Origin of the sequence: Streptomyces sp. NPDC058464 (assembly GCF_042721035.1) — a bacterium.
In the GTDB taxonomy this organism is placed as follows: Bacteria; Actinomycetota; Actinomycetes; order Streptomycetales; family Streptomycetaceae; genus Streptomyces.
In genome coordinates this window covers 1-13,469 of the sequence record NZ_JBHXMA010000096.1, presented here as the reverse complement: position 1 = coordinate 13,469, position 13,469 = coordinate 1, and the positions used below count along the sequence as shown (strand labels likewise).

At 71.6% G+C, this 13,469-nt stretch carries 13 protein-coding genes; 8 read left to right on the top strand and 5 right to left on the bottom strand.

Annotated elements, in window-relative coordinates; genetic code table 11:
- Together ACFWPQ_RS51270 and ACFWPQ_RS51265 are read left to right on the top strand one after the other, a co-directional pair.
- Window positions 1–815, top strand: an 815-nt coding sequence (locus tag ACFWPQ_RS51270; protein ID WP_384051984.1) for a penicillin-binding transpeptidase domain-containing protein, incomplete at its 5' end; no start/stop codon positions are given.
- Window positions 816–919: 104 nt separating this feature from the next.
- Window positions 920–2,590: a penicillin-binding transpeptidase domain-containing protein gene (locus ACFWPQ_RS51265; protein ID WP_384051982.1), complete on the top strand. Its 1,671-nt coding sequence runs from the start codon at window positions 920–922 to the stop codon at window positions 2,588–2,590.
- A 9-nt stretch (window positions 2,591–2,599) separates the two neighbouring features.
- Here ACFWPQ_RS51265 and ACFWPQ_RS51260 read toward each other — a convergent pair whose 3' ends face one another.
- A complete protein-coding gene (locus ACFWPQ_RS51260; protein WP_361287170.1) occupies window positions 2,600–2,947 on the bottom strand; it encodes an SsgA family sporulation/cell division regulator in 348 nt (115 codons plus the stop codon).
- 177 nt (window positions 2,948–3,124) lie between these two features.
- Here ACFWPQ_RS51260 and ACFWPQ_RS51255 point away from each other — a divergent pair, with 177 nt between their 5' ends.
- From ACFWPQ_RS51255 to ACFWPQ_RS51230, 6 genes are all read left to right on the top strand, one after another.
- The gene (locus ACFWPQ_RS51255) at window positions 3,125–4,156 is read left to right on the top strand and encodes an energy-coupling factor ABC transporter permease (protein WP_384051980.1); all 1,032 of its coding nucleotides are present in this window, start codon (window positions 3,125–3,127) and stop codon (window positions 4,154–4,156) included.
- A gap of 1 nt (window position 4,157) precedes the next feature.
- The gene (gene cbiQ / locus ACFWPQ_RS51250) at window positions 4,158–4,919 is read left to right on the top strand and encodes a cobalt ECF transporter T component CbiQ (RefSeq protein WP_384051978.1); all 762 of its coding nucleotides are present in this window, start codon (window positions 4,158–4,160) and stop codon (window positions 4,917–4,919) included.
- Complete coding sequence (locus ACFWPQ_RS51245) at window positions 4,907–5,683, top strand: energy-coupling factor ABC transporter ATP-binding protein (protein ID WP_384051976.1); 777 nt, start codon at window positions 4,907–4,909, stop codon at window positions 5,681–5,683. Before cbiQ ends, ACFWPQ_RS51245 begins: the two co-directional genes overlap by 13 nt.
- A 153-nt stretch (window positions 5,684–5,836) precedes the next feature.
- A complete protein-coding gene (locus tag ACFWPQ_RS51240; protein ID WP_384051974.1) occupies window positions 5,837–6,322 on the top strand; it encodes a MarR family winged helix-turn-helix transcriptional regulator in 486 nt (161 codons plus the stop codon).
- 205 nt (window positions 6,323–6,527) lie between these two features.
- Complete coding sequence (locus ACFWPQ_RS51235; protein WP_384051988.1) at window positions 6,528–6,932, top strand: organic hydroperoxide resistance protein; 405 nt, start codon at window positions 6,528–6,530, stop codon at window positions 6,930–6,932.
- A 114-nt stretch (window positions 6,933–7,046) separates the two neighbouring features.
- On the top strand, window positions 7,047–8,216 hold the full coding sequence (locus tag ACFWPQ_RS51230; protein ID WP_384051986.1) for a serine hydrolase domain-containing protein: 1,170 nt from the start codon (window positions 7,047–7,049) through the stop codon (window positions 8,214–8,216).
- A gap of 43 nt (window positions 8,217–8,259) precedes the next feature.
- Here ACFWPQ_RS51230 and ACFWPQ_RS51225 read toward each other — a convergent pair whose 3' ends face one another.
- The 4 genes from ACFWPQ_RS51225 to ACFWPQ_RS51210 all read right to left on the bottom strand — a co-directional run.
- The gene (locus tag ACFWPQ_RS51225) at window positions 8,260–8,535 is read right to left on the bottom strand and encodes a DUF1876 domain-containing protein (RefSeq protein ID WP_089102439.1); all 276 of its coding nucleotides are present in this window, start codon (window positions 8,533–8,535) and stop codon (window positions 8,260–8,262) included.
- Window positions 8,536–8,607: 72 nt separating this feature from the next.
- Window positions 8,608–9,489 (bottom strand): NAD(P)-dependent oxidoreductase, encoded by an 882-nt coding sequence (locus ACFWPQ_RS51220; RefSeq protein ID WP_384051972.1) that lies wholly within the window; start codon window positions 9,487–9,489, stop codon window positions 8,608–8,610.
- 149 nt (window positions 9,490–9,638) lie between these two features.
- The gene (locus tag ACFWPQ_RS51215) at window positions 9,639–12,392 is read right to left on the bottom strand and encodes an alkaline phosphatase family protein (protein WP_384051970.1); all 2,754 of its coding nucleotides are present in this window, start codon (window positions 12,390–12,392) and stop codon (window positions 9,639–9,641) included.
- Between the two features lie 13 nt (window positions 12,393–12,405).
- Window positions 12,406–13,469 (bottom strand): ABC transporter permease (locus ACFWPQ_RS51210; RefSeq protein ID WP_384051968.1); only part of this gene is annotated, 1,064 nt, incomplete at its 5' end.

The following is a 13,469-nucleotide window of genomic DNA, read 5'->3' as shown; positions in this document are numbered from 1 at the left end:
GCACCGGCGAGGTGCTGGCGGTGGCCAACCACCGCGAGGACGGCTTCAACGCGGCCTTCCTCGGCGAGCTGGCGCCCGGCTCCACCATGAAGATCATCAGCGCGGCCACCCTCATCGACACCGGGCTGACGACGGCCACAGGTCCAGCCCCCTGCCCGCCGACCGCGACCTGGCAGAGCCAGACCTTCAGCAATCTCAAGGGGCTCCAGCCGGACCTGACGGCCACCCTCTCGGACAGCTTCGCGCGCTCCTGCAACACGGCGTTCGTGAAGTACGCCGACTCGGTGCAGGTCGACTCGCTCACCAAGGAGGCCGAGGAGCGGTTCGGGCTCGGGAAGAACAACTGGAAGGTCGGCATCCCGAGCTTCGACGGCCGGGTCCCCGCCTCCGGCGGCCCGGACACCGCGGCCAACCTGATCGGCCAGGGCCAGGTGCAGATGTCCCCGCTGAACATGGCGTCCGTGGCGGCGACCGCGAAGACGGGGACCTTCCACCAGCCGGTGCTCGTCCCGCAGAAGCTGGACGGCCGTGAACTGGCCACCGCGAAGGGTCTGTCGCCCGCCACGACCGAACAGCTGCGCGCCATGATGAACCGCACCGCGACCAGCGGCACCGCGGCCGGGGTGATGCGCGGGCTGAGCGGCAGCATCGGCGCCAAGACGGGGTCGGCGGAGGTCGACGGCCAGTCCAAGTCGAACAGCTGGTTCGCCGGCTACCGCGACGACGTCGCGGCCGCGGCCATGACCCAGGACGGCGGCCACGGCATCGACGCGGCCGGACCGATTGTCGCGAGTGTGCTACGGATCGGTGGCTGACGTCACTCCCACAGGCCGGGACTCTAGGCTGGTGCCGTCGTTGGGGAGCGTGAGGGCTACGGGGCGACGGGGACCCCGGGGGAAGTGCGCGGAGGAACAGAGCTGTGGGCAAGAGAAGGCGCGTCGTCGAACGACGGAAGAAGAGACCCGCCGTCATCGGCGGGATGATCGCCGTGGTCGTCGGCGGCGCCGGCTTCGGCCTCTACGCGCTGTACGGCGGCGGGGCGGCCGACGCGGCGTCGACGAAGACGGCCGACCACAAGCCCGTCAAGACCGGCCCGCTGTCCGCCACCGAGGTGCGGACGACGGCGCGCACCTTCCTGTCGTCCTGGCAGCACGGCAAGGTCACCCAGGCCGCCGCCGTCACGGACGACAGCGCGGCCTGCGTCAAGCTCCTCACCGGTTACACCAAGGACGCCCACGTCACGGGCGTCACCCTCACCGAGGGCACCCGCACCGGCGACAAGGTCCCGTTCTCCGTGAAGGCGACGGTGTCCTACAAGGGCGTCAGCAAGCCGCTGTCGTACAGCTCCGCGTTCACCGTGATCCGCCGGACCAGCGACGGCAAGCCGGTGGTGAACTGGCACGCCGCGGTCGTCCACCCGGACCTCGCGGACGGCGACACCCTGGTCACCGGCGAGTCCGGGACCCCGCCGATCAAGGCGCTGGACCGGGACGGCGGGGAGATCACCACCGCCAAGTACCCGTCGCTGGGCTCGGTCCTCGACGGGCTGCGGGAGAAGTTCGGCAAGAAGGCCGGCGGCAAGGCGGGCGTCGAGCTGCGCGTGGTGCGCGGCAAGGCGTCCGAGAAGGCGAAGCTGTCGGACAAGACGCTGCTCGAACTCAGCAAGGGCACGCCGGGCACCGTGAAGACGACGCTCAGCCCGACCCTGCAGGCGGCCGCCGAGAAGCAGGTCACCACGCAGAAGAACGCCTCGGTCGTGATGATGCGCCCGTCGACCGGCGAGGTCCTCGCCGTCGCCAACTCCAGCCACGGCTTCAACGTGGCCTTCCAGGGCTCCCTGGCGCCCGGCTCCACGATGAAGATCGTCACGTCGACGATGCTGTTCGAGAAGGGGCTCATCACCCCGGACGCCTCGCACCCCTGCCCGAAGACGTACAAGCTCGCCGGGTGGACGTTCCACAACGACGACGACTCCGAGATCAAGCAGGGCACCTTCAAGCTGAGCTTCGGCGCCTCCTGCAACAACGCCTTCATCAACTTCGCGCCGAAGCTCTCCAACAGCGACCTGACCACCGAGGCCCAGCAGGTCTACGGCCTCGGCATGAACAACTGGGCCATCGGCGTCCCGACCTTCGACGGCTCCGTCCCGGTGCAGAGCGGCGCGCAGATGGGCGCCTCGCTGATCGGGCAGGGCGGGGTGCGCATGAACCCGCTCAACATGGCGTCGGTGTCGGCCACGGTGGACACCGGCACCTTCCACCAGCCGTACCTGGTCGCCCCGAGCGTCGACAACCGGACGATCGCGAAGGCCTCGCGCACGATGTCGTCGAAGACGCAGTCGGAGCTGAAGGAGGTCATGCAGTACACGGCGGCGTACGGCACGGCGGCCAAGGCGATGTCGGGCCTGAGTTCGAGCTGCGGCGCCAAGACGGGCTCGGCGGAGGTCGACGGCCAGAAGAAGCCGAACGGCTGGTTCACCGCGTACTGCGGCGACTTCTCCGCCGCGGGCGTGGTCCAGGCGGGCGGCCACGGCGGCGACACGGCGGGACCGATCGTGGCGGCGCTGCTGAAGCTGGGGTCCTCGCTGTAACGGGGAACGTCAGCCGGCCACCGGCGTGGCCATGTACGTCCGCCTGAGGAACCGCAGCAGTGCCTTCGACTCGAACTGCACCACCGATGTGCCGTGGTCGGAGTGGAACTCCACCACGGCCTGGACCCTGCCCAGCGGCCACACCCGTACGTCACCGCTCTCCGCGGGCGACCTGAGGCCCTGCTCCAGCAGCGAGCGCGAGAACGTCCACTCGTCCGTGCCGGGCAGGCCGACCTGTACCGCCCTCGGATCGGTATCGGGGTCGTAGCGCAGGACGACGGGGACCGCGGGCGGCTCGTCCCGCGCGTCCTCGTCCGTGACGATGTGGGCTCGCGCATACTGCTCGACTACAGACATCGGACTGCCCTTTACGCTCCGTGTTCTGTGCGAAAGCTGTGCATCCGCTTTCTTATCCAATGTCGCACATTTTCCGGAATGCGCTCACGGGAGCCCTCGCGCGCCCACATGGGATTCCGGATGTGACGACCTTCTCGCTCTTGCAAAACCTTCGCAATAGGACCCTAAAATCGAACCGTGCATGTACCTGACGGATTCATCGACGCCCCCACCTCCGCGGTCACCGCCGTGGTCGCGGCCGGCGCCCTCGCGGTCAGCCTGCGCGGCGCCCGCCGAGAACTCGACGAGCGCACGGCGCCGCTGGCCGGGCTGGTGGCGGCGTTCATCTTCGCCGTACAGATGCTCAACTTCCCCGTCGCGGCCGGAACAAGCGGGCATCTGCTGGGCGGGGCGCTCGCCGCGATACTCGTCGGCCCGTACACGGGCGTCCTGTGCGTGTCCGTGGTGCTGCTGATGCAGGGCATCCTCTTCGCCGACGGCGGGCTGACCGCGCTCGGCGTCAACATCACCGACATGGCGATCGTGACGACCGTGGTCGCGTACGCCGTCTTCCGCGGCCTGCTGAAGGTCCTCCCCCGCGGCCGGCGCTCGGTGACCGCCGCCGCCTTCGTCGCCGCCCTGCTCTCGGTGCCCGCCGCCGCGGTCGCCTTCACGCTGCTCTACGCGGTCGGCGGCACCACCGACGTCGCCCTCGGCAAGGTGGCCGGCGCGATGATCGGCGTGCACGTCCTCATCGGCGTCGGCGAGGCCGCGATCACCGCCCTCACGGTCGGCGCGGTCGTCGCCGTACGCCCCGACCTGGTGTACGGGGCGCGCGGCCTGCGCCAGGGGCTGAAGCTGCGCGTGAACGGCGCCCTGGTCGACGCGCCGGAGCCGGCCGCGCCCGTGGCGGCGCGCACCTCCCGGCGCACGCTGTGGATCAGCGGTCTGGTGACCTCCCTGGTGCTCGCCGGGTTCGTCAGCTACTACGCCTCCGCCAGCCCCGACGGCCTGGAGAAGGTCGCCCACGACCACGGCATCGACACGCAGACGAAGGAGCACGCCGCGGCCGGCTCCCCGCTCGCCGACTACGGCGTCGAGGACGTCTCCGACGCCCGGCTCTCCGGCGGCCTGGCAGGCGTCATCGGCGTCGGCACGACGGTCGTCGCGGGCAGCGCGGTGTTCTGGGCGGTGCGCAGGCGCCGTACGAGCGCGCCCGAGGCGCTCTGACATGGGTGCGGGGCACGCCCACCGGCTCTACCGGCACGCGGACTCCCCCGTGCACGCGCTCCCGCCGCACACCAAGCTCGCCGCCGCCTTCGCCTTCGTGGTCGTCGTGGTCTCGACCCCGCGCACGGCGATGTGGGCGTTCGCGCTGTACGCCGTGCTGCTCGCGGCCGTCGCGCACCTCGCACGCGTGCCCGCCGGTTTCCTCCTGAGGCGGCTGCTGATCGAGGTGCCGTTCGTCGCCTTCGCGGTGCTGATGCCGTTCGTCGCGGAGGGCGAGCGGGTCGACGTGCTGGGCCTCTCGCTCAGCGTGAACGGCCTCTGGGGCGCCTGGAACGTTCTGGTCAAAGGCACGCTGGGCGTCGCCACCTCCGTCCTCCTCGCGGCCACCACGGAGCTGCGCGCGCTGCTGCTCGGCCTGGAGCGGCTGAGGCTGCCGCCGCTGCTCGTCCAGATCGCCTCCTTCATGATCCGCTACGGCGACGTGATCACCGACGAGATGCGCCGGATGCGGATCGCCCGGGAGTCCCGCGGCTTCGAGGCGCGGGGCGTTCGTCACTGGGGCGTGCTCGCGAAGTCCGCGGGCGCCCTGTTCATCCGCTCCTACGAACGCGGCGAGCGCGTCCACCTGGCCATGGTGAGCCGTGGCTACACCGGTTCGATGCCGGTCATCGACGAGGTGACCGCGTCCCGGGCGCAGTGGTCGTACGCCTTCGCGCTGCCGCTGTCGGCCCTTGTCGTCTGCCTGTTGGGATGGACCCTGTGACCGCTGTTCCCGCCTCCGCGCCCGCCTCCCTGGAGGTCTCCGGCCTCGCCTTCGCCTACCCGGACGGGCATCAGGCCCTGTTCGGCGTGGACTTCTCCGTGGCGCGCGGCGAGCGGGTCGCGCTGCTCGGGCCGAACGGCGCCGGGAAGACCACCCTCGTGCTGCACCTCAACGGCATCCTGGGCGGCGGCACGGGCACCGTGACGGTGGCCGGACTGCCGGTCGGCAAGCGGCACATGGCCGAGATCCGGCGCCGGGTCGGCATCGTCTTCCAGGACCCGGACGACCAGCTGTTCATGCCGACGGTCCGCGAGGACGTGGCGTTCGGACCGGCGGCGGCCGGCCTGAAGGGCGCGGAACTGGAGGCACGCGTGCGTGCCGCCCTGGACCGGGTCGGCATGGCCGGGTTCGCCGAACGCCCGCCCCATCACCTGTCCTTCGGGCAGCGCCGCCGGGTGGCGGTGGCGACCGTCCTCGCCATGGAGCCGGAGATTCTCGTCCTGGACGAACCCTCCTCCAACCTGGACCCTGCCTCCCGGCGCGAACTCGCCGACATCCTGCGCTCCCTGGACGTGACCGTCCTGATGGTCACCCACGACCTGCCCTACGCCCTGGAGCTGTGCCCGCGCGCCCTGATCCTGAGCGACGGCACGATCGCCGCCGACGGACCCACCGCCGAACTCCTCCGCGACGACGCCCTGATGCGCGCCCACCGGCTGGAACTGCCCTTCGGTTTCGACCCGCGCGTGGCGACGGCGGGGTGACGACGGGTTCGCGGCGGGGCGGCGGCGGGGTCGCGGCGGGGCGGCGGCGGGGTCGCGGCGGGGCGGCGGCGGGGTCGCGGCAGGGTACGGGAGCGCATCACGCGTTTCCGTGACGACCGTCCCGCCCGTCCGCGCATCCGTGACAATGGGCGCGTGACGCATCAAGAGGACGCCGGGCCGCTCGCCGGGCCGATCGCCGGGCCGCCGCGGCTGGACGACCAGCTGTGCTTCGCGCTGTATGCCGCGCAGCGCGCCGTGACCGCCGCCTACCGCCCGCTCCTCGACGACCTCGGGCTCACCTACCCGCAATACCTCGTGCTGCTCGTGCTGTGGGAGCGGGGCGAGACCACGGTGAAGAAGCTGGCGGAGGCGCTCCGGCTCGACTACGGCACGATGTCCCCGCTGCTGAAGCGGCTGGAGGGGGCAGGTCTGGTGCGCAGGGAGCGCTCGGAGCGGGACGAGCGCTCGGTGCTCGTCGCGTGCACCGGGCGCGCGGAGGAACTGCGGGAGCGCGCGGCACGCATCCCCGGCGCCCTGCTCACGACGACCGGGCTCGACGGGGCCGACGTGGCGCGGCTGCGCGAGGAGTTGCGGGAACTCGCGGAGCGGGCGGGCAGGGCGGCCGCACGCCCCTCGTAGCAGCGCGCACGCCGGCACTGCGCGCCGCACTCCGGCCCCTGTTACCCACGGTTTCCACCCCCTACCCCTCCCGGAGCTTCCTACCGGTCGGTACCTTGTGCACGATGTGCTTGCACACTCCTGTGTTGCCCACCACCGTTTCCGCCCTGGGGGAGGTCCCGCCGTGATCGAAGGCGCCACCGTCGACTCTCGTCCGACGAAGATCATGTATGTCGCCGAGGCGACCGCGCACGGCGGCCGGAACGGGTATGTCAGCAGTCAGGACGGCCAGATCGAGCTCAAGGTGGCGATGCCTCCGGCGCTGGGCGGGGACGGCAACGGCACCAACCCGGAGCAACTGTTCGCGGCGGGCTACAGCGCCTGCTTCCACAACGCGCTGATCCTCGTCGGCAACCGCGCGGGCTACGACCTGACCGGCTCCACGGTCGCCGCGAAGGTCGGCATCGGCCCCAACAAGCAGCGCGGCTACGGCCTCGCGGTCGCCCTCAGCGTCTCGCTCCCGGTGCTGGACGGGGACGTCGCGGCGAAGCTGGTGGACGCCGCCCACGAGGTGTGCCCCTACTCGAACGCGACGCGCGGGAACATCGAGGTCACGATCGTGCTCGGCTGACCTCTCCTCCCCTCCCGGGAACGTGCCGAAGGCCACGCCGTACCGAGGAATCCAAGGTCCCGCGGCCATGTTTCACTCACTGTCACCGGCGAGTGGAGGGATCCGGACGTGAACGTGGACGTGCACGGCACTGTGGCGGAGGGCTTCGAGCCGGTCAGGGACGCGTTCGCGGGCAACTTCGAGCTGCTCGGGGACCGGGGCGCGGCGGTGGCCGTGTACCGGGACGGGCACCGGGTCGTCGACCTGTGGGGCGGTGCCCGGGACGTCGACGGGGACGCGGGCGAGGCGCCGTGGGAGCACGGCACCGCCCAGATCGTGCGCTCGGCGACCAAGGGCGTCGCCGCCGCCGTACTGCTGCTTCTGCGCCAGCGCGGCGAGCTGGACCTGGACGCGCCGGTGGGTGAGTACTGGCCGGAGTACAAGGCGGCCGGCAAGGAGCGGACGCTGGTGCGGCACCTGCTCGCGCACCGCGCGGGCGTACCCGTGCTGGACCGGCCGCTCACCCCCGCGGAGGCCGCCGACCCCGACCTCGGCGCCGCCGCGGTGGCGGCGCAGGCACCGGTGTGGGAGCCGGGCACCGACCACGGCTACCACGCCCAGACGTACAGCTGGCTGACCGGTGAGCTGGTGCGGCGGGTGACCGGGCGGACCGTCGGCGAGTGGATCGCGGACGAGATCGCCGGACCGGCCGGCGCCGAGCTGTGGCTCGGGCTCCCGGCGGCGGAGCAGGCGCGCGTGGGGCGCGTGGGACCCGTCGAGGCGCCCGCGACCGCCGGCGCGCTCCGGACCCGGCCCAAGCGGGCCGTCTCCGAGGCGTACGCCGACCACGGGTCGCTGACCCGCCGGGCGTTCGGCGCGATCAGCCCGCTGCCGGACGAGAACGACCCCGGCTACCGCGCGGCCGCCCTCCCCGCCTCCAACGGCATCGCCACCGCCGACGGCCTGGCCCGCTTCTACGCAGCCCTGATCGGCGAGGTCGACGGCGGCACGCGGCTGTTCACCCCGGAGACGGTGGAGCTGGCCCGCACCGAGCAGTCGGCCGGTCCTGACCGGGTGCTGGTCGTCTCCACCCGCTTCGGGCTCGGCTACATGCTGCACGGCAGCGCGTCCCCGCTGCTCTCCCCCGCCTCCTTCGGGCACCCGGGCCGCGGCGGCGCGCTCGCCTTCGCGGACCCCGAGTCGGGCATCGCCTTCGGCTATGTCACCAACGGCTTCCGTAAGAGCGTGACGGCGGACCCGCGGGCGCAGGCGCTGGTGCGCGCGGTGCGCACGGCGCTGTCGTAACCGCCCCGTGCGCCCCCGCGTACGCCCGCGCCCCCCGCGTTCCTCACACGTTGATCGGATGCGAGTGCCGCCCCGACAGCGCGTCGATCTCGCCGTGCGCCTTGCTCAGCAACTGCATGGCCAGTTCGTTCAGGGCGCGGGCGCCGGCGATCTCCTCGCCGACTCTGGGCTGGTTGCTGTCGGACTCGTGCCGGCTCGCGTGGCCGTGTGCCCGTACCTCGGTGCCGTCGGGCAGACGGACCAGGGCGACCGCGCGGGTGTGCGTGTCGTCCTCCAGGAACTCCATCTCCACATGCCATCCCACAGCGGTTTTCATCATGGTGGACCACCTCCGGAATCGCTGCTTCCAGGGTGCTCCTCGGGGACCCGGACCGTCACGTCGGCGGACCGGCTACCGGTCCTCGAAGCTGGCGAAGTACGCGGCGGCCATGTCCTCGTCGGCGTGGCCCTGGGCGGCGGCGCGGGCGAACCGTTCGGCGGCCGCCTCGGCGACGTCCAGGCGCACGCCGTGGCTCGCGCCGGCGGCGACGATCAGCCGGGCGTCCTTCCCGGCGGTGTCCACCGCGAACGACGGCGGGGTCAGCCCGCCGTCGAGGATCAGCCCGGCCTTGGCCCGCAGGTAGCCCATGTCGAGGGGGCCGCCCGCGATCAGGTCGAAGAAGCGCTGCGGGTCCACGCCGAGACCCTGCGCCAGCGCGACCACCTCGCCGGTCGCAGCGGTGGCCGCGAGGACCCAGCTGTTGGCGACCAGCTTGAGCCGGGTCGCGGCGGCCGAGGAACCGTCGTCCCCGGTCCACACCGTGCGGGCGCCGACCGCGTCGAAGACGGGCGCGACCGTCTCCCGGCCCTGCTCGGGCCCCGCGGCCAGGACGGTGAGCTGGCCGGCCTCGGCGGGCTGGCGGGTGCCGAGGACCGGGGCGTCGTAGAAGACCAGGCCGTGCTCGCGGGCGAACGCGGCGAGTTCGGGGATCTGGTCGAGCCCCGCGGTGGTCGACTGCACCCAGACCGCCCCGGCGCGCAGCGCGCCCGCGGCCTCGCGCATCGTCTCCAGCGCGGTGGCGCCGTCGTAGAGCATGGTCAGGACGACGTCGGCGCCCTCCACGGCCTCGGCCGGTGTGTCGGTGACCTGGGCGCCGTCGGCCGCGAGGGGTTCGGCCTTGGCGCGGGTGCGGTTCCAGGCGCGGACGGTGTGCCCGGCCCTGAGGAGGTTGCGGGCCATCGCGGCGCCCATGATGCCGGTGCCCAGCATGCCCACGGTCGGCTTGTCGGTCATGACGTCTCCCTGTCCTCGTACGTTCCGCAGCCAGCTTGGCGTACCGCGGGCCGCCGGGCGTGCGGCAGCCGGGTGTCCGGGCGGCGTGCCGGAGAACGCAGGGGACCCCGGTCCGCCGACCGGGGTCCCCTGTGCGTGAGCGGGCTGGATCAGCCGTCGTTCTCCGCCGACGGGAGGTAGGCGCCGGGCACGTCGTTCGGCGAGTAGATCTTCTTGTCGCCGGGGTAGGGCTTGGTCCAGTTGTGGGTCTGGTACCAGGTGTAACGGTTCATCTGGGTGGGGTTGGCGTAGTCCGGCACGGCGTTCTTGCCGGTCAGCCGCTGGTGCGAGGCCCAGGTCTTCCACTGCGCCGCGACCGTCTTCTCGGCCGCCGGGACGGAGACCGACGTCGGCGCGGCCGCCGCCTGGGCGTCCTGGGCCGCGGGGGTGTCCGAGCCGCAGGTCGGCTGCGGGTTCACGCCGAGGGTCAGCGAGGTCCGGTTCGGGACCGCCGTGAACGGCGTGTCGTCCGCCTTGCCCGTGAACGCCCCGTACATCGGGGTGGCCGCGCTGTCGAGCTGGTTCATCGGGTGCACCCCGAGGATCTGCTCGATGGTGCGGACCATGGTGATCTGCGAGTAGTAGTGGTCGTCGACGTTGCCGTGCTGGGCGTACGGGCTGATGACCTGGACCGGGGCGCGGTGGCCGTCGACGTGGTCGAGGCCGGCCTGGGAGTCGTCCTCGACGACGAAGATCGCCGAGTCCTTCCAGTACTTGCTGTGCGTGATCTCGTCGACCATGCGGCCGACCGCCAGGTCGTTGTCGGCGACCTCGGCGGCCGCGTTCGCGGGTCCGCCGGTGTGGTCGTTGGAGAACCAGAACATGTTCAGGTTCGCCGGGCCGTTCTTCTCGAAGTCCTGCTTCCAGATCTGCTCTTTGTAGATGTCCGGGACGTCGAGGTCGAACAGCGGGAAGCCCTGCACCGACACGTCGTTGAGCGAGGGGATCGCCGAGCCCGTCTTGATGGGGTAGGCGGTCTGCGCCCCGGTGGCGGCCATGTTCTTGCTGTCGCAGTACAGGTTCTGCCAGGTCGCGCCGGCCGGCTTGCTCTCGTACGACTGGAACTCGCCGAAGTCCTTGACGGTCTGGCCGGCCGCCTGCGCGCCGGTCCACAGGAAGCCGGTCTTCTGGTGGCCGAGGACGTCGTTCTCGGTGTCGTAGCTGCGCGTGTACTCGCCGGCCGACGACTCGGTGTACTCCGGGTTGTCGGACTGCATCAGCCAGTTGTGGCCCTCGGCGGAGTTGGTGCCGATGTCGTAGAAGTTGTCGTACAGGCCGAACTGCTGGGCCAGCGCGTGCTGGTTCGGCGTGACGTTCTCGCCGAACTGGGTGAGCGCGGAGTTCCCGTTGCCCTGCGGCAGGTCGCCGAAGACCTGGTCGTAGGTGCGGTTCTCCTTGACGAGCAGGAAGACGTGCTTGATCGTCGACGGGTCGCCGATCCGCTTCGGGACCGGGACGGCCTTCTTGTGGCTGTTGCTCTTGGCCGTCTTGACCGAGTTGGACGTCCAGCCGTTCTGCTTGAACACCTTGTTCGTCTCGGACCTGACGACCTGGTCGCTCGGCATCGTGAACTGGGTGATGCTCGACGTGGTGTCGTGCGTGTTGTGGCCGGCGGCGTCGGGGCGCAGCGCGTCGATGCCACGGGTGTTGGCGACGACGATCTTCTTGCCCAGGGCGGTGATCCCCGACGGGAAGTAGTCGGTGGGGACCAGGCCGACGTAGCGGGCCGGCTGCTGCGCGGAGGTGTAGCGGTAGACGGCGACGGCGTTGGCGCGGCCGAGGGTCACCAGGAGGCGGCCGTCGTCGGTGAGGGTGACCGCGTTCGGCTCGTAGCCGACGGACGCCTCGGGCCACGGCTGGGTGGAGATCGTCTGGACGACCTTGTCCTTGCGGCTGTCGATGACCGAGACGCTGTTGTCGGCGGTGTTGGTGACGAACACCGCGCCCTTGCTCGCGTACACGGCGGTCGGGTGCAGGCCGACGTCGACGGTGCCGACGGCGGCGGACGGGTCCGCGGTGTCGATGACGCTGACCGTGCCGGTGGTGCTGGCGCCGGTCTTCGGGTCGGCGACCACGTCGGTGCCGTAGGAGTTGATGGTGGTGTCGCCGGCCTTGGCCGGGCGCCCGCCCTCGTTGCTGACGTAGAGCTTGCCGCCGACCAGGGCGAGGCCGCGCGGGGCGTTGCCGACCGCCCAGGTCTGCTTGATCGTTCCAGTAGCCGCGTCGATGGCGACGACCTTGTTCTCACCGTTGACCGCGGAGTACACGGTGGAGCCGTCGGCCGAGAACACGGCCGCGCCCACCAGCGCCTGCTTGGAGCCGTCGGCCGCGATCGGTACGGCCGTGGGGCTCGCGAGGGTGCCGTCCGCGTTGACGGTGAACTTCGTGTAGCCGCCCGCCTGACCGAGCCACAGCTGCTTGCCGTCGGGCGAGTAGGTGGGGCCCTCCTGGCCGACCGCGCCGCTGCTGATGCGCAGGTTGTCGGCCGCGTTGGTGCCGATCTTCTGCGTGACCTGACCGGTCGCCAGGTCCACGATGACGAGGGACGCGTCGCCGTCGGCGATCGAGGCGGCGAGGTGGGTGCCGTCCGGGCTGACGACCGACGACATGATCTTGCCGTCGTTGATGACGCTGCGGGTGCCGTACGGGTTGATGTATTGATCGGCGGAGACGACCTGGCCGTTGGCGGTGGTCTGGCCGACCTGCTGGGTGCCGAACTGGTACGTCGAGGCGACGGCGGTGCCGGTGATGCCGAGGGCGACCGCGATACCCGTCGTCACCAGGAGGGCCCGGCGGCCGACGTGTCTGCCGAAGACGTTGAACTGCTTCTTCTCGTTGATCCGACGCTGGCGTGTTACCTGCACGGAACTGTTCCCTTCACTGGGTTTCGAGCAGATCGACGTTGCCGTCGAACTGCCACAGCGGATTCGGGGCGTCGCCGGTCGAGGTCCGCACCAGGAAGTAGCCGTTGACTTCCTTGGGACCGTCGCCGTCGGCCACGAACCGCCCGTCCGAGGTGATGTCGAGCTGGTAGATCGCCGTCCCCGTGACCGCCGCGACGCCCGGGAGGTGCCAGCTCACGACGCAACGCCAGTCGTTGCCCGCGCCCTCCTGCGCGGCCTGGCCGTCGCTCTTGGTGCACGCCGCCGTGGCCTTCAACTGCGCCTCGGTGACGGCGGGCCGGTGCAGTTGCCCGGTCTGCAGCCGGTAGAGGTGGCCGAAGACCGTGGCGAGGGACTTCTGCACCTTGTCCTGCTCGATCCCGGAGCCCGTCGACGGGGTGGCCACGGCGACCGCGCCGACGGTGACGGCGGTCAGCGCGGCCAGCGGCAGCACACCGAGGGTGAGCGCGCGGCGCCCGGAGCCGTCGTAGGCAGGGTTGGTGAAGTCCCGCCGTACGAACAGGAGATAGGCCAGTGCGGTGGCGAGGACCGCCCACGCGAGGCTCACCGCGACGGCGATGAGGAGCGGGGCGAGCTGGGCGGGGCTGGTGAACAGGCCGTTCCAGGAGATGAAGGCGTAGCCGGGCAGGGCGAGGCGCACGGCGACGGGCAGCGGCAGCATCTGGGCGACCGACATGGCGAGCGCGACGATCGGGGGCAGCAGCAGGCCCATCGGGGAGCGGCCGAGGGCGACCGAGCCGAGCAGTCCGATCGCGGCGAGGGAGAGGGTCGGGGCGAGGGCCACGAGCCAGGCGAGCAGGACCCGTCCGGCCGCGTCCCCGGGGGACAGCAGATGCCCGTCCAGGCCGACCAGCGGCTGGTCGCCGACCGACGCCAGCCCGCCGAGCGTGCTGGAGGCGGCCAGTCCGGCCACCAGCAGCAGGATCACGGTGAGGCTGGCCAGCGACTTCGCCACGAAGATCCGCGCGGGCGAGCGGACCGCCACCAGCAGGTGGCGCCAGGTGCCGAGCCGGTCCTCGGCGGCGAACACGTCACCGG

Coding starts and splice junctions, on each gene's coding strand:
- ACFWPQ_RS51260 (WP_361287170.1), bottom strand. CDS start 2,947: ATGTCTGTAGTCGAGCAGTATGCGCGAGCCCACATCGTCACGGACGAG.
- cbiQ (WP_384051978.1), top strand. CDS start 4,158: ATGGGTGCGGGGCACGCCCACCGGCTCTACCGGCACGCGGACTCCCCC.
- ACFWPQ_RS51245 (WP_384051976.1), top strand. CDS start 4,907: ATGGACCCTGTGACCGCTGTTCCCGCCTCCGCGCCCGCCTCCCTGGAG.
- ACFWPQ_RS51235 (WP_384051988.1), top strand. CDS start 6,528: ATGTATGTCGCCGAGGCGACCGCGCACGGCGGCCGGAACGGGTATGTC.
- ACFWPQ_RS51225 (WP_089102439.1), bottom strand. CDS start 8,535: ATGATGAAAACCGCTGTGGGATGGCATGTGGAGATGGAGTTCCTGGAG.
- ACFWPQ_RS51220 (WP_384051972.1), bottom strand. CDS start 9,489: ATGACCGACAAGCCGACCGTGGGCATGCTGGGCACCGGCATCATGGGC.